We start from the raw sequence: 17,693 nt of genomic DNA on the forward strand, positions 1-17,693 counted from the left end.
CGTTCCTAACCGGCCAGGAGGGGTTTGATCGCACTGCAGACATTGTTGAGCACGCTCGACACGTCGGCTGTGGGCTGCCACATCGGGTCCAGGGCGGCCTTCACTTTTTGGGAGATTTCAGCCGAGTTGGTGTGGCTGGCTTTGGTTTGGCCTTCTGCGATGCCCTTGATGACTGCATTCTGGATCTGCTCTTTGGAGAGGAGCTTATTCGTGGCCGCCAGGGTGTCGGCCGTCAGAAGCGAGGTCCGGGGCGGCGGGAAGAACTGGGCGAGCTGCTTGGCATTGGAGGGGTTGGTGAGGTAAGCGATAAAGTCCTCCGCCTCCTGGACGTGGGCGCCCTTCGCCAGCGCTCCGACGCCGGCTTGCCCGACGACAGAGTAGGAGCCTTTGGTAGCGGTTGGTAGCGGCAGGACGTTCCAGCCGAACTTGGCGTCTTTCAGGAGTGAAGCACGCGAAATTTGGGTGACGGTAAATGCGGAATCGCCTGCGAAGAAGTCCGGGCTGGTCCCAGGCCCGGGAAATGCGTGCTGTTTGAAGATGCCGTCGTGGATGTAGGTGAAGGCAGTATTCATCTCGGGAGAGTTGAAGGTGCAGGATTTCCCGTCACTGCTCCAGGGAGCGGCTCCCCAGGCGTTCCACACAGAGGCGAGGTTGGACCAGTCGGAGTAGTTGAAGTCACGGATGATGATGCCGTCCTTATCCGTTTTGGCCTTAACCACCGAACCGAGGGCTGCCAGGTCCTGCCAGTTCCATTTCCCTTGTGACTGCAGCTCTGCCGATGTTGGAAGGCCGGCCTGTTTGAGCAGACTGTCGTTGGCGAACATCACCAAGGGGGAGGTCGAAAAGGGATATGCGTAAAGCTGGTTGTCCTGGGTCCAGAGCTTTGTCGTTTCGCTGTTCAGGTCTGCGTAGTTGTAGTCAGGGGCTGCTTTCAGGGTGTCGGTGAGAGGTGCGAGAGCTCCGGATTTGACGAAATCTGGCGCGTCCTTTTCGAGGACCCACGCCATGTCGGGTGCGTTGCCACCGGCGATCTGCGTGGTCAGCGTTGACGTGTAGTCCGCCACCGGCAGTGAATCAAACGTGATCTCTTTGATTTCGGGGTGTGATTTCTTGTAGCTATCTGCAATGGATTTGAACAAGGCGAGCTGTGTCGCGTCCGATGTCCAGGTGGTCATGCGCAGGGTGACGCTTCCAGGGGCGGCGGAAGTATGAGCGCTGCTCGCTTCGGTCGATCCTCCGCAGCCGGCAAGAGTCAATGCCGCTGCTGCCAGCAGCGCCACTCCTGTCAGCTTCTTTGCTGGTTTCATTTAGTGCTCCTTGATTAGTAGCCGGTGATGTCGGGCCAGTGCAGTTCGACACCGGCCCCGACGAGTAAGGTCTGAAAGTCCTTCAGGATGGAAGGAGTGTTACGTACGGCTCGGGGTTCAATCGCCCGCTCCAGGCAGAAGGCTGCCAGCCAACCTGCTGCCTCGCCGATATTCCACTCCACGGGGTGGAGCCGAAAGGCTCCATTGGTGAGGTGTGTTGTACCAACGTTTTTTCCCGCCGGGAGCAGGTTTTCCAGACGGACCGGAATCAGTGCTCCGAGGGGAATTTCAAAGGGCACCGATGGGACGTCAATGTAATTGTCACCGCCGGTGGAGGGGTGCAGGTCGATTCGGTACATGCCAACTCCGACGCTGTCGAAAAAAGTGGAGGGCTTGCCACTGCCTCGTACGGCGACGGACAAGTCGTTCTCCACCACTGTGTATTCCGCCTTGATGCGGCGGGACTCACGTATATAGGGTGCCTGGGCAAGACCGTCGGTGGTTCCGGTGACGTCCCCGCGAAGGCGGAGTCCGGGCCAACCCTTTCCGCCGTCGGGCCGCGGCGCTTCAGTTTGCAACCAGTAGAACATCGACAACGACAACTGCCGGGCACCTTCCAAGTGCTTTTCCGGGGCCGGGCTGTCAATGATAGAGCCTTCAAGGTAGTCAATCATCGGCCAGTTGACCAGGACTATGTCACTGTCGAAGTGCCCGTCGGTGAAAAGCTTCCGCGCCAGGATACGGCGGAAGGTCCATAGCTCCCGGTCCCCGGCGGCCTGGCTCTGGTCCGCGGTGATGGCGAGCGGATCATCGTCGATTGTAGGTGTGAATTCTCGGGTGACGATCTCGAGGGTGCGCGGATCAGGCCCCGTGAGCGAGAGCATGGGCGCTCCCCAGAACTCCGGTTGGTAGTTGCGCCAGTAGTCGTAATCCCGCGGTTTCTCAATGGTGTGATCTCCCGGGACGTGATCGATCGCGAAGCACCACGAAAAAGCCTGCATATTATCCGGGCTGGCAGTTTCGGGAGCGCTTGGCTCACCTGTTTGCTCCCGCGACTCACTGCCGGTAACGTATTCCGCTCCGACGAGGGGGAGTAGTTCGCCTGTTTCAGTCGCGTCCAGGACAAACCTTGCGGTGATTTGGGTGCGTTCTGACGTGCGCGCATCCCTGACGGTGACACTCGTAACTCGGGCGTCCGACACTTCCGCTTCAACTGGAATCGAAGGTTGAAGAACTGTCAGGCGGCCCGTACCCAGATACGGTGCCAGCAGAGCGTCAATAACTGCAACAGCGACCTTGGGCTCCGCGCAAAGGCGGCTGACCAAGCCTGCACCGGGATTGAGATCGCTTTTTGCCCGAGCCTCCTCCGTTAGCGGATACCATGCACGGTAGTAGTCCCGGATGCCCTCCCGCAGCTGCCTGTAGGAAGCTGTAACGCCGAACTGTTCCACCCATGCGTGTTCATCCATTGGAACCGCTTGGCTGGTGAGCTGTCCACCCAGCCATTCAAATTGCTCTGTCAGGACGACGCGGCGGCCGGCCCTGAGTGCAGCCAGTGCGGCTGCGACGCCACCAAGGCCCCCTCCGACGATAAGAATGTCGGTGTTGAGATAGTTCATTGGGCGGCTCTTTCGTTTTTGGGTGCAGCAAGAGTGGAGCCTGGCACGAAGCGGCAGTTCAGCAGAACGCGCAGCTCGGAATCAGGAATCCGCTCTTTGCTCGCAATGATTTTTGTCAGAAGCTTCACAGCTCCGGCCCCCAGGTCCTCCCTGGGAGCGCTGAGGCGTGTGAAATCGATATCGGTGGTACCTGACCGTGGGGGATCCCCAAGAACAATGATCGAGAGATCCCTGGGTACCGAATAACCTGCTTCGGCGGCCAGTTTCAGCAGTCCCGCGGAATGGTCCTCGGACTCGAGGAACAGGACCGTAGGGCCGTAGGCCCTAGTGACTTTCCATGCCTCCCTCAGGCCCTTCCCCGAGACGGTGTAGAACATGTGTTGTGCATTTGCAAAGCCTGCAACGGCCTCCCGGAAGCCTGCCCGACGATCCAGCACGGACTCTCCCCGGCTGTCCCTCGCCAGATAGAAAAACCGCCGATGACCCAACCGCAGGGCTCGCCCAACGATCTCCCTCGTGGAGGAAACGTAATCCACGCCGACGTACGGTACCCCGGGGGTACTCCTTCGACCTATGGCGACAAAGGAGTAGCCACCCACGACTAGTCTCCGCAGATCCTCGGTGTCCATTTCCAGACCCAGGAGAATGCATCCGTCAGCAAACGCCAGGCGGTTGTTCTGATGAAAAATTTGTCGATGCCCGTTGACGACGGGGGCGCTGGTGAATATCAGCAAGTCACAACCCAGCGCCTCTGCCGCGGACTCAATCCCTGTCAAAAGCGGTGTATAGAAGTCCGCGGTTTCATGAGGGAAAGCAGCCTCATATGTGAACACACCGAGAATCTGGTTCTCGCCACCGGCGAGACGCCGTGCAGCAGGATCGGCAACATAGGTTGTCGCCCGGATCACCTCCATTACACGATCCCGTGTTTCTTTCGCGATTCGCCCCGTCGCATTTACCCGGTTGTTCATCACCAATGACACGGTGGTTTGGCTTACACCGGCGAGCTCAGCGATGCGGCGCTGCGTCATCCTCCCCGCACCCCTTTGCCCGCTCATAGGATCCTTCCCTTCCATGCGCTAATGCGTATTATCTAATGATGTAGATCACGATAATGCGTATGATCCGATATTTCAATAGTTCTGCCGCACGTTCCGTTTACAGTTTGGGTTGGCTGAAGCTACCGCTAGGTGGGATGCGCACATAGGCCTGCGGACGCAGTCGCCAACCAGCTGAGAACGGCCATGAGTCACCGGGCAACCTGCACTGAACTGCCATGCCTCTCAGGGGGCGTGATCGCCTTTCCCCTTACGGGGCGATGAGTAAATGAGATTACCCCCCAACGAATTGGATAAAATCCGCTGCCTCAACGACGGGGTGATGGAAGATTGCATCCAGTCTCATCAGCTATGGCTGCACTATGTAGGTATCGGAGGAAACGCCAGGGATGGTGTCCTCGAGTGCCACCTCCGGGGTCGCGCCACGCTTCCCCAGCTGCAGCGGCAACTTCTCCGGATAGCGCTAGAGGAAATTCGGAGCGTCGCTCGGAGTGCGCCACAAGTTTGACGCTTCGCTCCTGATGCTGACAACTGGCGTCAGCCGTCCCGGTAGTCGGGCCCACCAAAAGTTTGCTGCAATCTCACATGTGTGGTTGTGCTATTCCCCGAGGGGTGCAGTAGCAAAATGGCGAGCGGTCGTCGCAAACGGCGGCTCCGCGTCGGCATTCACCGAAACTCCTGACCGACGGCACACTGAGGGTTCTTCCAGGAAGGACAGCGACTCGAGCAGCTGTCTGGTAACCAGCTCATGACCATGCGCCCCATTGAGTATTTGATCGAGAAGGACTACAACGCACGCGAAGCTCGATGCGCGGAGCGTTGAGGCATGTGGAAGCACACCCACCCGACCTTTTACACTCCCGCTGACCCCGGACTGCGGATGACAGGCTCAGTCACCGCCCCTGCCATCAGCGACAGCGCGGGCATAAACCCTCCTTGATCCTCAACAGAGAAAACGGTAGCCCTTCTGCCCCTCGCCCACGACCGGACGCGTTCGGCATGGGCTAGCGCATGGCGATCTGGTCTGCTGCCGGCGGCCCGGGGGACCGCCGGCAGGGTGCTTCTAGAGCTCGCCGATTCCGGACACAAGGTCGGTGCGGCCCTCTGCCAGGCGGTAGGAGAGGCCGATCACCGCGGCGCGGCCGTTTTCAATTGCGTCCGAAATCACACGCGAACTGTCCGCGAGGCGATGGGACATCTGCTTGACGTTCTCCACCACCATGTCGTTGACCTCGGGCTGGTTGTTCCGCAGGGAGGTCAGGACGGAGGGGGTGATGCGTTCGACGAGGTCGCGGATGAATCCTGCCGGCATCTGGCCGGTGTTAACGGAGTCTTTGGTTGCCGTGACGGCGCCACAGTTGTCATGTCCAAGCACTACGATCAGCGGCACCCCCAGCACGGCGACGCTGTATTCGAGCGAGCCCAGGACGGCGTCGTCAATTACCTGTCCGGCGGTGCGGACCACGAAGACGTCGCCGAGGCCGACGTCGAAGATGATTTCGGCTGCAAGCCGGGAGTCGGAGCAGCCGAAGATCACGGCGAACGGATTCTGGGTCTCCACCAACGAGGAGCGCCGTGAGGCATCCTGGTTCGGGTGGCAGGACTCGCCGTTGACGAAACGTTCGTTGCCTTCGCGCAGTCGGCGCCATGCCAGTGCAGGGGTGAGGTTAGTAGCCATGCATATTACATATAGGTGCACCGGGGGCGGAAAGGGAACTGTGACGGCCGGGCAGGCAGACTTTAGGGGAGGTTACGACGTGCGACTTCGGCCAGCTGCGTCCGCGCCGGAGAGGACAACGGTGCTGCTGACAACTGGCGTCAGCCACGCATGCACTCGAGAGTCCACGAAAATCTCCTGACCAGCAACATCCACCTCCGTGGCCGGGGCGGGGATGCAGCGCCGGCTGGGATGATCTCAACAATGGCCCATACCTGCATTCACCGGTAGCTCCGCACCGATGGCACGCCGAGGGTTCTTCCCGGAAGCACCCTGCACTCCAGCAGCTGCCTGGTAGACAACGTCGGCCCCTGCACCCCTTTGAGTATGTGATCGAGAAGGGCTACGGCGCGCGCCCCAAGCTCGGTGCGCGGAGCGCTGAAACAGGTAAAATCAACCCCCCGCCCGCCTTTACGATCTCGCTCACCCAGGACCACGAATGACAGGTCCTTAGGAACGGAGACGTCATCGGCGGCAGCGAGGGCATAAAGCTCTTCTGCGTCCTTGGGATCCTCAACAAAGAGGATGGTAGCCCCTTCTGCGCGCACGCGCCGCCACACCTCAGCCAGACCGACCGCCGTAGTCTCTGCCTGTGCCAGGGCAATACCCGCAGCTGCCAGTTCGTCAGTCAGGGCGTCATGCCTGTCACGGGAAGATTCGCCAGCGAGAGACAGCCTGGCGTAGAAAGCAGCCGCATGGCCGGCCCCGATGGCTTGACGAGCCAGTTCGCGAGTGGGCGTGCCATAGTCAACCCCGACATAGGCTATGCCTTCAACATCCCGGCGGCCGATAGCAACGAACTTGTACCCGCTGTCCCGCAGCCTGGCAAGCTCGTCGTTGTCCATCTTCCGACCCAGCAGTAGGCATCCGTCAGCCAGGCGGAGCCGACTATTCTCATGGAATATCTGGCGGCGTCCCTCAACCAGCGGAGCGCTGGTGAACATCAACAAGTCCAGGCCTAAAGCCTCGGCTGCACTCTCTATGCCGGTCAGCAAGGGTGTATAGAAGTCTGAAGTTTCGCTGGGAAATGCATGTTCGTAGGTGAACACCCCGACAAGATTGTTCATCCCGCCCACCAAGCTGCGGGCAACAGGATCGGCAACATAAGTCGTCGCTTTGATGACGTCAAGGACACGTTTCCGTGTCTCTTCCGGTATGCGCACACCATTGTCGGTACGGCCGTTCAGCACAAGCGAAACAGTCGCTTGACTCACCCCCGCGAGTTCCGCAATCTTGCGCTGCGTAACTCTTCCCCCCTGGCTCGACGTCATCGGCGTTCCTTTCCAAGCACTTGATAATACAAATCATCATAGAGGAGCCGTAGTCGGTACTCTCTGATAATAGGTATTATCTTATTGACGGTTCAATGCCGGGCAGTGGAGCATCAAAGGATCGGGGGATAGGGAGCTGATCGCGTACTTGGGCGCATTGGCCATCACCTCATCATGAAAGGGACCGCTATGTCGCCTACAAATTCACTGCCGTTCTCAGATGCCTTTTCGAGGGGCGCATCTCTTAATCCAGGCGTTTCCCGTCGCTCGCTGATACTTGCGGGTGCAGCCGCGGTCCCCATGCTGGCAGTCGGCGCGCTATTCACGGCGCCAGCCCGGGCTGCGACGGCCACGGATTTTGACCAGGTCCGCACACAGTGGCGCGCCACCCTGGTTTCGACCTACGACCTTTCCGACTCTACGGTCCAGCAATATGTCACGGCATCAGCGGCGGAAGCACAGTCCTTGTGGGACACCTTGTCGACTGCTTCCAACCGCACCTACCTTTGGGCCGACCTCAACAGCAGTAGCATTTCAGCGATTCAACGGAACAACATGGGCCGGCTTCGGACGCTGGCTCTCGCGTTGAAGTCTCCGGGATCCTCCCTCTACGAAAACGCACAGCTGAAGGCCGACATCGCCTCGGCCCTCGATTGGTTCCTGAGCAACAAATACGGTGTTACCAACCAGTATGACAACTGGTGGGACTTCCAAATCGGCATTCCCCTGGCGCTCAACGACTTTTGCGTCCTGCTCTACGAGGATCTTTCAGCCACCTTGGTTGCTACCGCGATGGCTGCTATCAAGCGGTATGCCCCTACACCCACTATCACCGCAGGCAGCACCTCCACCGGAGCGAACCGCAACTGGGCCTGCTCGATAGCCATAGTCCGCGGTGCCCTCAGCCAGGACAGTGCAACGATTTCTGGTGCAATGACGGCCTACGCGGCAATCTTCCCTTACGTCTCGACGGGCGACGGGTTCTATGCAGACGGCGGCTTCATTCAACACCAGTATTTCTCCTACAACGGGGGATACGCCGTCTCACTTCTGCAGTACCTCACGTACTCCATGGTCGCTACCTTGGGCACGCCATGGGCTTTCAATGCTGCACAGATTGCTGAGGTCTACGACTGGGTGCAGGACAACTATGTCCCCTGGATTTTCGGGGGCGGCTTTATGGACATGACTCGGGGCAGAGGAATTTCGCGGTTCTACGAGACCGACCACAGGGTAGGGAGACTAACGATCGCCACGCTGCTACAGCTCGCGTCCGTATTTCCCGCCGCTCAAGCCCTGGTCGTTCGGGGGCAGTGCAAGGGTTGGATCAACGCTGACCAGTTCCTTCCGTTCTTTGTCTACGACAGTGTCCCGATTGAACAGGTGCGGCTGCCCTCCATTGTGAAGGGACGAGCTTTCGTAGCCGACACGAACATTCCGTCAGCGGCCGAATCAACCCAGAGTGTCGTGGCAACATCGATGGCCAGAGCAGTCCACCGCCGGCCAACATTCGCCTACGCCGTGGCAATGGACAGCACGGTGATCAAGCCTTACGAGAGCGGTGGCGAGAATCGTCTCGGTTGGTACACCGGAGAGGGGGCGGTCTACCTGAACCTTTCCAGTCAGAACGCACACTGGGCCAACCAATATTGGCCCACGGCCAACAAGTACCGCATTCCCGGCACCACCGTCGGGACAACACCCTTGTCTCCAGCAGCTACACGCACGTCGCTCAATACGTGGGCGGGGGGCGCCTTACTCGATGGGAATATCGCACTTGGCATGGGACTTAAACCAGCCTCCCAGACGCTGAGCGGGCGCAAATCCTGGTTCTGCATGGACGACGCAATCGTGTGCCTCGGGGGTGCCATCAGCAGCACAGATGGCGACACCGTGGAGACCATAATTGAGAACCGTAACATCGGCCCCAATGGCGCAACCGTTCCTATCCTGGACGGAACCTCGGTGCTGACTACGCCAAGCCCAACCCCGAGCTCCTTCACTGCCAACTGGGTTTGGATTCCCAATGTCGGCGGCTACGTGTTTACTTCGGGAACATCGATTAAAGCGTTGCGGGAAGATCGCACAGGCAAGTGGACCGACATGGACAACCGCGGCGTCTATGATGACACGACCACTTACAGCCGACGATTCATCACGCTGTGGATAGATCATGGAGTGAACCCCAGCAACAGCACCTACTCCTACATTCAGTTGCCTGCGGCAACCCAAGCGCAAACCTCAAGCATGGCGTCCTCAAACGACATCGCGGTGGTTGCCAACAATAACGATGTTCAGGCCGCCACCCGTTCGAGCACCGGCACCACCATGATTAATTTCTGGTCACCTACGCCCCCGAAGACTGCGGGCATACAGTCCAACAACAGGGCATCCATCGTCGCTACACGCAAAAACGGGCAGCTCTCGATCGCCGTCACCGATCCCACACAAAAGGTCACCGGTTCCGTAACGGTAACCATTGACGGGCCGGCCACCAGCACCCTGCAAACCGACCCTGGCATCACTGTCGTGGCGCTGAGTCCCAATGTCCAGATCTCGTTTAACGCATCCGGACTAGCAGGTAAGTCCCTGGTCGCCCGATTTGCTGTCTAACAGGACGAATCATCAGAAGATGTCAGTGATAGAGAGCTTTCGGTTGGGCAGGACGGCTGAAGAAACGGCCAGGGGCGTTCTCTGCTGAGTCGCCAGCCCGAATCGCCTCCTCTGGTCCTCATAGCCATGACGATCAGAGGAGGCCGAAACGGGGAGGACGTTTTGGATTTGGAAAATCGCTGGCTCGCGAACGGTGTCATGATCATTCAGCCCGGCCGTAGTTTCCAGCCTGCTCTGTTTGCACGCGGCGTTCATTTAGGCTCCAGCAAGCCCGCAATTCGTTTGCCGCCGCCGCTGAGTTCCCTTGTTACCGAAAGTACTCCCAGGGATAAGCGCGTGCTCCTAACTGCGGGCTGACACAGCGCACGCTTAGCCGTAGGACCTCGGCTGTTCCGGTTTTGTGCCTGCAATTAGGCCCTTCTAGCTCCCCCTCCAGTGGTTCCCCAGCAAGAACAAAACAGTTCGTGCACGTTTGTGCAAATTGCTTGACCCGATTTTCCGCCTCTTCGAACAATGGTGATGACCCCGCCAGCCGCCTCGCTGGCGTCCCCAAAGCCAAGGAAGTCTTTTGAATCCCGATAATTCATCGTCCCCATCGCTCACGGCTGCACGAGTTGGGGCGGAACGAAATTCCATTCAAAGCCTGCGGCGCCGTCCGCACGCGAAGGTGCTGGTGGTGGGCGGCGGCATCAACGGAGTGGGCACGTTCCGTGACCTGGCCCTGCAGGGCGTCGACGTTGCACTGGTGGAGCGCGGCGACTACTGCCAGGGCGCAAGCGGCGCGTCTTCGCACATGATCCACGGCGGCATCCGGTACCTCGAAAACGGCGAGTTCCGCCTGGTCCGCGAATCAGTGGTGGAGCGCAACCGGCTGCTGAAAATCGCCCCGCACTACGTCAAGCCGCTGCAGACCACCATCCCGATCTTCAGCACCTTCTCCGGTATCCTCTCCGCGCCGCTGCGCTTCCTCACCCACAAGCAGCAGGGCAAGCCCAAGGAGCGCGGTGCGTTCCTCATCAAGGCGGGCCTCAGCCTTTACGATTCGTTTTCCCGGGACGGCGGCACGGTGCCCCGGCATCAGTTCCGCACCCACAAGGCAGCCCTCCAGGAACTTCCCGCCCTTCGACCGGACGTCAAATACACGGCCACCTACTTCGACGCCTCCGTGCACAACCCTGAACGGCTGACCCTCGACGTCCTCCAGGACGGCGAAAAGGCCGGCCGCGCCGGTAACGCGAGGGGCACCAGCGCGCAGGGTGACACGGCCCGCGCCAGCAACTACCTCTCGCTGCAGTCCATGTCTTCCACCCCCAACCCGCGGACCGGCCGGGGGAGCACCGTCCGGCTCCGCGATGAACTCACCGGGGAAGAGTTCGATTTCACGGCTGACATCATCGTGAATACCACCGGGGCGTGGGTGGACCTGACCAATGAGGCCATGGGCGCGGCGTCGGCCTTCATGGGCGGCACCAAGGGCTCCCACATCGTGCTGGACCACCCGGGCCTCCTCGCCGCCTGCCGCGGCCGGGAAATCTTCTTTGAACACACCGACGGCCGGATTGTCCTCATCTACCCCATGGGTGACCGGGTGCTGGTGGGCACCACCGACGTTGATGCGGACATGTCAGCGGATGCCATCTGCACCGATGAGGAGATCCAGTACTTCTTCGACCTCATCGGCCACGTGTTCCCGTCCATCGACGTCACGCCTGACGACATCGTCTACACGTTCTCGGGTGTGCGCCCCCTGCCGAGCCATGACGCCACCCAGCCGGGCTTCGTCTCCCGCGACTACCGCATCGAACGCCGCGCCTCCGCACCTGAGGGGAGCGGCGCCGTCGTGCTGAGCCTGGTGGGCGGCAAATGGACCACCTTCCGTGCCCTCGCCGAGCACCTGACCAACGAGGTCCTCAGTGAACTCGGCGTGCAGCGCAAGGTGTCCACGGCGCAGCTCCCCATCGGCGGCGGCGCCGGCTTCCCTGCCGACGAAGCTGGCGTGCAGAAATGGATCAAGGCCCACATGGCCGGCGGCCGGGACGCAGACCGCACGGCCGGACTGCTGACCCGCTACGGGACCCGGGCCGAAGAGGTCATCGCCTACCTCGATGCCGAGCCCGACCACGCGCTGCGGTCCACCCGTGAACTGAGCGTCCGTGAACTGGAATTCATGGCGGCCAATGAGCAGGTGGGGCACCTGGTGGACGTCCTCATCCGGCGTACCTCCCTGGCCTTCCGCGGACTGGTTACCGGTGAACTCCTCAACGAAGTGGCGGAAGTCCTGTCCGCCCCGCTCCAGTGGGACGCGGCGGCGCGCGCCGCCGAGATCAAGTACGCACAGGACGTGCTGCAGCGTTTCCACCGCGTGGAAACGGATAACCAGAGGGTTGAACAAGCCTACCGGCGTGATTAAAACGCCTCGCTAGCCCAGCTGTCTCACTGAATAGGACCAATAACAAAGAAGGAGTCAAAGATGTCTCTAGGAATAGTCTTCCTCTCCGAACTCTTCGGCACGGCCACGCTGACGCTGTTGGGTTGCGGCGTCGTTGCCAACGTGGCTTTGCGGGGGACAAAAGGCAACAACGGGGGATTCCTGATGGTCACATGGGGGTGGGGAATCGCCGTCTTCGCGGGTGTCTTCGTCGCCGCCAAGTCGGGCGCGCACCTCAACCCGGCCGTCACCCTCGGCCTGCTGCTCAACGGCAAGCCCGAATACGCTCCGGGAGTCGCCGTCGACTTCGCCTCCACCCTGACCTACTTCGGAGGCGAGCTGCTGGGCGCGTTCCTCGGCGCCGTGGTCTGCTGGCTGGCCTACAAACAGCACTTCGATGACGAGCCGGAGCCTGCCGGCAAGCTCGGGACCTTTTCCACCGGCCCTGCCATCCGGTCCACCCCATGGAACCTGATCACCGAGATCATCGGCACTTTTGTCCTGGTCTTCGTCATCCTCACCCTCGGTGGTACCCCCTCGGGGCTCGGCCCATTCGCCGTCGCGCTGCTCGTGGTCGGCATCGGTGTCTCCCTTGGCGGGCCCACCGGCTACGCCATCAACCCCGCCCGCGACCTCGGACCCCGCATCGCCCACGCAGTGCTCCCCATCAAGGGCAAGGGCTCCAGTGACTGGAGCTACTCCTGGATTCCGGTGGTGGGTCCGCTTGTCGGCGGCGCCCTGGCCGGAGTTGTTGCCCGGATCGCCCCGATCATCGTCACCGCCGCATCCTAAACCCCCGGCACCCAGTTCGAACAACAAGACAAGGACGTCATTATGAACCAGTACGTAATCGCCATTGACCAGGGCACCACCAGCACCCGCGCCATCATCTTCGACCACAGCGGCGCCATCGTCTCCTCCGGCCAAATGGAACACGAACAGATCTTCCCCCAGGCCGGCTGGGTGGAGCACGACGCCGCGGAGATCTGGACCAACACCCGCGAGGTCATCGGCTCGGCCCTGTCCAAGGCGAACCTGACACGGCACGATATTGCCGCCGTCGGCATCACCAACCAGCGCGAAACCGCCGTGGTGTGGGACAAGACCACCGGCAAGCCGGTGTACAACGCCATCGTGTGGCAGGACACGCGCACCCAGGACATCGTGGACCAGCTGGCCAAGGACGGCGGAGCAGACCGCTTCAAACAGAAGGTGGGCCTGCCGCTGGCCACCTACTTCTCGGGCACCAAGATCAAGTGGATCCTGGACAACGTTGACGGCGCCAGGGAAAAGGCAGAGGCCGGGGACCTGGTGTTCGGCAACACCGACGCCTGGGTCCTCTGGAACCTCACGGGCGGCGTGGACGGCGGTGTCCACGTCACCGATGTCACCAACGCGTCCCGCACCCTGTTCATGGATCTTGAAACCCTGCAGTGGGACGACGAGATCCTCGGCATCTTCGGTGTGCCCCGCAGCATGATGCCGGAGATCAAGTCCTCCTCCGAGGTCTACGGCACCGTCCACAGCTCCCAGCTGCTCCGCGAAACGCCGGTTTCGGGCATCCTGGGCGACCAGCAAGCCGCAACCTTCGGCCAGGCCGCTTTTGACGCCGGCGAAGCGAAGAACACCTACGGCACCGGCTGCTTCCTGATCTTCAACACGGGCGAGGAAATCGTCCACTCGAAGAACGGGCTCCTCACCACGGTGGGCTACAAGCTGGGCGACGCCAAACCGCACTATGCCCTGGAAGGGTCCATCGCCGTCACCGGTTCACTGGTCCAGTGGCTGCGTGACAACCTGGGCATGATCAGCAGCGCCCCCGAGGTGGAAACCCTTGCCGCGTCGGTCAAGGACAACGGCGGCGTGTACATCGTCCCGGCGTTCTCCGGCCTGTTCGCCCCGTACTGGCGCTCCGATGCCCGCGGCGCGATCGTGGGCCTGACCCGGTTCGTCAACAAGAACCACATCGCCCGGGCAGCGCTGGAAGCCACCGCGTTCCAGACCCGCGAGGTGCTGGACGCGGTCAACGCGGACTCCGGCGTGCCCCTGAGCGAGCTGAAGGTCGACGGCGGCATGGTTGCCAATGACGCCCTGATGCAGTTCCAGGCGGACATCCTTGGCGTCCCGGTGATCCGCCCGAAGGTCATTGAGACCACGGCGCTGGGGGCTGCCTACGCGGCAGGCCTGGCGGTTGGCTTCTGGAAGGACCTGGGCGAGTGCTCGGCCAACTGGTCCGAGGACAAGCGCTGGGAACCGCAGATGGACCAGGTCGAAAAGGAACGCCAGATGCGGCTCTGGAAGAAGGCAGTCACCAAATCCATGGATTGGGTCGACGAGGACGTTCGCTAAAGCCCCGTGACCACGCAACCCATGGGGCTGCCCTACCGATCCAGCCAGGGCAGCCACCCATCTCCTAACGCTCAAGAAGGAAACTTTTGCCCATCGCTTCCAAACCATCCCGCTATCTAACCCTCTCACCGTCCCTTGCTGTGGGCCTCGACGAGCCGGACCGCAACCTTGCCCTTGAGCTTGTCCGCGTCACCGAAGCGGCGGCCATCGCCGGCGGCCACTGGGTCGGCTTCGGCGACAAGAACACCGCCGACGGCGCCGCCGTCGACGCCATGCGGTCCTTCCTGCAGACCGTCCACTTCAACGGCGTCGTGGTCATCGGCGAGGGCGAGAAGGACGAAGCGCCCATGCTGTTCAACGGTGAGCGCGTTGGCGACGGCACCGGCCCCGAGGTGGACGTCGCCGTCGACCCGATCGACGGAACCCGCCTGACCGCCCTTGGCATCAACAACGCACTGGCCGTCCTGGCTGTTGCCGAGCGTGGCTCCATGTTCGATCCCTCTGCCGTGTTCTACATGGAAAAGCTCGTCACCGGCCCTGAAGCCGCAGACATGGTGGACCTCCGCCTGCCGGTCAAGCAGAACCTGCACCTGATCGCCAAGGCCAAGGGCGTGAAGGTCAACCAGCTCAACGTCATGATCCTCGACCGCGACCGCCACCGCCCGCTGGTGGAGGAGATCCGCGAAGCCGGTGCCCGCACCAAATTCATCATGGACGGCGACGTCGCCGGCGCCATTGCCGCGGCCCGCTCCGGCACCGGCGTGGACGCGCTCATGGGTATCGGCGGCACCCCCGAGGGCATCGTGGCGGCCTGTGCCATCAAGTCCCTTGGCGGCGTCATCCAGGGCCGCCTGTGCCCCACCAGCGACGAAGAGAAGCAGAAGGCCATCGACGCCGGGCACGATCTCGAACGGGTGCTTTCCACCAACGACCTGGTCTCCAGCGACAACTGCTACTTCGCCGCCACCGGCATTACCGACGGTGACCTTCTGAAGGGCGTCCGCTACTCCAAGGACAAGGTCCTGGCCCAGTCCCTCGTGATGCGTTCCAAGTCCGGAACCATCCGTTTCGTGGAGGGCGAGCACCAGGCCAGCAAGTGGGAGAACTACGCCCGCAGGCGCCCAGGCAATCAACCCTCACTGCCGTGGAATGACACGGTGAAATCGTCGTGACCGTCTCTGCTCGCAGAGGTCGGCCGTGGATCTGAATCGTTCCCATTTTGAGTGGACATGACGTGCTAGCGTGAACGGTGATCATCGTGGCGCTCATGTTCTTCTTCGCCGCGATGGTGGCGCCCTTCCTCATTCACTTTCCGGAGCACGGTTCGTTGTGGGAGGCCTACGTCCCCGAAGTTGCAACGGGAGACGGAGAAAGACCCTTACGTCCGTTGACTCGATCCATGAGGGTCTTCCATTTAGCTGCTCCGCACGTGGGGATACGTTCGTTATTGCTTCGGCAAAAGTACTTTGAAGCATGCCACTTTCAAAGTCTGAACGGTCCAAGGCGCCCGCCGAATGAACAAAATAACGCGGTAGGACCGCACGCCGCCCCTGCCGGCGGGAAGCGCACCTGCGTGTGCCGGCACCAATGCTAGCGACGACATAACCGGCTGGATAAGCAGGAAGACCCCGAGGCGTGGGGGACGTCTCGGGGTCTTCAGCTGGCGCCTTCAGACACGGGGGATGGTGCGGTAGTCGCCTCCATAAAGTTACTGTCTAGTACGGGCGTACACAACTTGCATTTTTGCAGGGCGGGCCGGCATGCCTAAAGATTCACACCGATCGACTTTGCGAATAACCGCTTGCTAAGTGGTGACGCTGTGTAGGATTCCTACCCCGGGCACTCAGGTGAGAGATTCTGTCGTTTGGTGACTGCCCTGATCGAAGGCCGATAATGGTGATTCCGTAAAGCTGGAAGCGACTGTATGGGGGTACCATACATGTATGGATGATGTGATCACGCGGCTATCGGCAGAGGCCAGGGCTTTGGCTGAGGAGTCGGAGGTGGCCCGGCAGCGGATGCTGGTCCTGGCCCGTGGCCGGCAGGAGTGCATTCTGGGTCTTCACGCCTCGGGCCTGTCGGTGCGGGGAATCGCCGAGCGGTTGGGAAGCAGTGCTTCGGTGATCCAGGACGCGATCCGCACAGCCAAGGGACGGCATCCGCAAGCGCGGCGTGAGGAGCGGTTCCCGTTTGAACTGCATGTCATGCTGGGGATGAGGTTGCGGGAGAATCCGTCGCGGCTGCGGAGCCTCGCGCGGGAGAATCTTGAACGTCTGCGTCGCACTCCGCGGGCGGCTGTCGCTGAGCGGTGGCTGGACCGGTGGGAAGAACTTCTTCGCTTGCCTGATGACGAGCTGGAGAAGGCGATGCTGGCCGATGACGAGGAGGGAAGGGACCTGCGCCAGATCAGCCCCTTTGCCGGGGCACTAAGCCCCGAGGACAGGCTGGTTGCGATGAAGAAGGCGCAGTTACTTGCGAAGGGATGAACTCGAGCACGCAATCCGTGCCGCGACGCAGATCATCAAAGATGACCAGGTCATCATCATCGGCAGCCAGTCGATCCTCGGTTCCTACACTGAGGATCAGCTGCCCGCCGAGGCCACGATGTCCCCGGAGATTGACATCGCGCCGATGCGTGATGCGGACGCCGATGCCCTGAGTGATCAGCTCAGCTTCGACGTGGGGGAGTGGTCGGAGTTCCATGCAACCTACGGCTTCTACATCGAAGGGGTCGGCAAAAGAACCGCGATCCTGCCTCCCGACTGGGAATACCGTCTGGTCGGAGTGCGCAGCGAAGCCACAAACAACGCCACAGGGCTCTGCCTGGACCCCCATGACCTATGCGTTGCGAAACTCATGGCACACCGCGAAAAGGACTTCGAGTTCGTTCGAGCACTGGTGGACGCCCGGCTGATTGACCCAGTAGTTCTGCAGCAGCGGCTGGCATCGATCGACTTGGCCCTTGTCCAGAGCGATCAGGACATCGATGTGCTGGACTACCGGCAACGGAACGCCATTGCCTGGGCAGCCGCCCTGACGAGCTGAAAATAAGGGCATATCTGACGCCTCAAGCGGTGCATTGCGTAAGAATAATGTCCAGAATCGATGTACTGACAGGTGCTGCGGATCATCTCAGATCTCAAGCTGACAGTCCGCAACCAACGCAAGCACGTCCATCGGCTCGAGAACGGTCGAAACAGGCCAAAGCATCAGGAAATGATGACACCCACTCGGGACGAACGGCGCGATGCCACCTGTTGCGGCTCTGCCGGCACAGGGCGTCAGACCCATCCACCGGGCACGGGGCGAGTCTTCCCATGTCGGACGGCTC

The 17,693-nt window shown here is 61.1% G+C and carries 12 protein-coding genes; 7 read left to right on the top strand and 5 right to left on the bottom strand.

The features are described from left to right. Positions 1-5: 5 nt before the first annotated feature. The 5 genes from AC4EEV_RS11780 to AC4EEV_RS11800 all read right to left on the bottom strand — a co-directional run bounded on the left by AC4EEV_RS11780 (position 6) and on the right by AC4EEV_RS11800 (position 6,972). Positions 6-1,307, bottom strand: coding sequence for an ABC transporter substrate-binding protein (locus AC4EEV_RS11780; RefSeq protein ID WP_488315340.1), 1,302 nt, complete (start codon positions 1,305-1,307; stop codon positions 6-8). Positions 1,308-1,321: 14 nt separating this feature from the next. Then, entirely contained in the window at positions 1,322-2,926 is a 1,605-nt protein-coding gene (locus tag AC4EEV_RS11785; RefSeq protein ID WP_488315339.1) for an FAD-dependent oxidoreductase, read from the bottom strand. Then, positions 2,923-3,957: a LacI family DNA-binding transcriptional regulator gene (locus tag AC4EEV_RS11790; RefSeq protein ID WP_491329012.1), complete on the bottom strand. Its 1,035-nt coding sequence runs from the start codon at positions 3,955-3,957 to the stop codon at positions 2,923-2,925. The genes AC4EEV_RS11785 and AC4EEV_RS11790 overlap by 4 nt, the downstream gene beginning before the upstream one ends. A 1,090-nt stretch (positions 3,958-5,047) precedes the next feature. Then, complete coding sequence (locus AC4EEV_RS11795) at positions 5,048-5,662, bottom strand: carbonic anhydrase (RefSeq protein WP_488315337.1); 615 nt, start codon at positions 5,660-5,662, stop codon at positions 5,048-5,050. A 260-nt stretch (positions 5,663-5,922) separates the two neighbouring features. Next, the gene (locus AC4EEV_RS11800; protein ID WP_488315336.1) at positions 5,923-6,972 is read right to left on the bottom strand and encodes a LacI family DNA-binding transcriptional regulator; all 1,050 of its coding nucleotides are present in this window, start codon (positions 6,970-6,972) and stop codon (positions 5,923-5,925) included. A gap of 189 nt (positions 6,973-7,161) precedes the next feature. On the opposite strand from AC4EEV_RS11800, the gene AC4EEV_RS11805 reads away from it, so the two are divergent. From AC4EEV_RS11805 to AC4EEV_RS11835, 7 genes are all read left to right on the top strand, one after another. Next, positions 7,162-9,585, top strand: coding sequence for a polysaccharide lyase 8 family protein (locus tag AC4EEV_RS11805; RefSeq protein WP_491329013.1), 2,424 nt, complete (start codon positions 7,162-7,164; stop codon positions 9,583-9,585). Between the two features lie 634 nt (positions 9,586-10,219). Then, positions 10,220-11,995, top strand: coding sequence for a glycerol-3-phosphate dehydrogenase/oxidase (locus AC4EEV_RS11810; RefSeq protein WP_491330876.1), 1,776 nt, complete (start codon positions 10,220-10,222; stop codon positions 11,993-11,995). A gap of 60 nt (positions 11,996-12,055) precedes the next feature. Beyond that, complete coding sequence (locus tag AC4EEV_RS11815; protein WP_491329014.1) at positions 12,056-12,805, top strand: MIP/aquaporin family protein; 750 nt, start codon at positions 12,056-12,058, stop codon at positions 12,803-12,805. 42 nt (positions 12,806-12,847) lie between these two features. Next, complete coding sequence (glpK, locus tag AC4EEV_RS11820) at positions 12,848-14,362, top strand: glycerol kinase GlpK (RefSeq protein ID WP_488315333.1); 1,515 nt, start codon at positions 12,848-12,850, stop codon at positions 14,360-14,362. A gap of 86 nt (positions 14,363-14,448) precedes the next feature. Next, complete coding sequence (gene glpX, locus AC4EEV_RS11825; protein WP_491329015.1) at positions 14,449-15,534, top strand: class II fructose-bisphosphatase; 1,086 nt, start codon at positions 14,449-14,451, stop codon at positions 15,532-15,534. Between the two features lie 771 nt (positions 15,535-16,305). Next, positions 16,306-16,848 (top strand): hypothetical protein, encoded by a 543-nt coding sequence (locus AC4EEV_RS11830; RefSeq protein ID WP_174181943.1) that lies wholly within the window; start codon positions 16,306-16,308, stop codon positions 16,846-16,848. Further along, complete coding sequence (locus AC4EEV_RS11835) at positions 16,835-17,407, top strand: DUF6036 family nucleotidyltransferase (protein WP_251424526.1); 573 nt, start codon at positions 16,835-16,837, stop codon at positions 17,405-17,407. The genes AC4EEV_RS11830 and AC4EEV_RS11835 overlap by 14 nt, the downstream gene beginning before the upstream one ends. The last annotated feature ends 286 nt before the right edge of the window (positions 17,408-17,693 follow it).

Source organism: Pseudarthrobacter sp. MOO14, assembly GCF_058267675.1.

What these genes read in the sequence shown, in the direction of transcription:
- AC4EEV_RS11795 (WP_488315337.1), bottom strand. Translation starts at nt 5,662, where the DNA reads ATGGCTACTAACCTCACCCCTGCACTGGCATGGCGCCGACTGCGCGAA.
- AC4EEV_RS11815 (WP_491329014.1), top strand. Translation starts at nt 12,056, where the DNA reads ATGTCTCTAGGAATAGTCTTCCTCTCCGAACTCTTCGGCACGGCCACG.
- AC4EEV_RS11785 (WP_488315339.1), bottom strand. Translation starts at nt 2,926, where the DNA reads ATGAACTATCTCAACACCGACATTCTTATCGTCGGAGGGGGCCTTGGT.
- AC4EEV_RS11805 (WP_491329013.1), top strand. Translation starts at nt 7,162, where the DNA reads ATGTCGCCTACAAATTCACTGCCGTTCTCAGATGCCTTTTCGAGGGGC.
- AC4EEV_RS11780 (WP_488315340.1), bottom strand. Translation starts at nt 1,307, where the DNA reads ATGAAACCAGCAAAGAAGCTGACAGGAGTGGCGCTGCTGGCAGCAGCG.
- glpK (WP_488315333.1), top strand. Translation starts at nt 12,848, where the DNA reads ATGAACCAGTACGTAATCGCCATTGACCAGGGCACCACCAGCACCCGC.
- AC4EEV_RS11800 (WP_488315336.1), bottom strand. Translation starts at nt 6,972, where the DNA reads ATGACGTCGAGCCAGGGGGGAAGAGTTACGCAGCGCAAGATTGCGGAA.
- AC4EEV_RS11830 (WP_174181943.1), top strand. Translation starts at nt 16,306, where the DNA reads ATGGATGATGTGATCACGCGGCTATCGGCAGAGGCCAGGGCTTTGGCT.
- AC4EEV_RS11790 (WP_491329012.1), bottom strand. Translation starts at nt 3,957, where the DNA reads ATGACGCAGCGCCGCATCGCTGAGCTCGCCGGTGTAAGCCAAACCACC.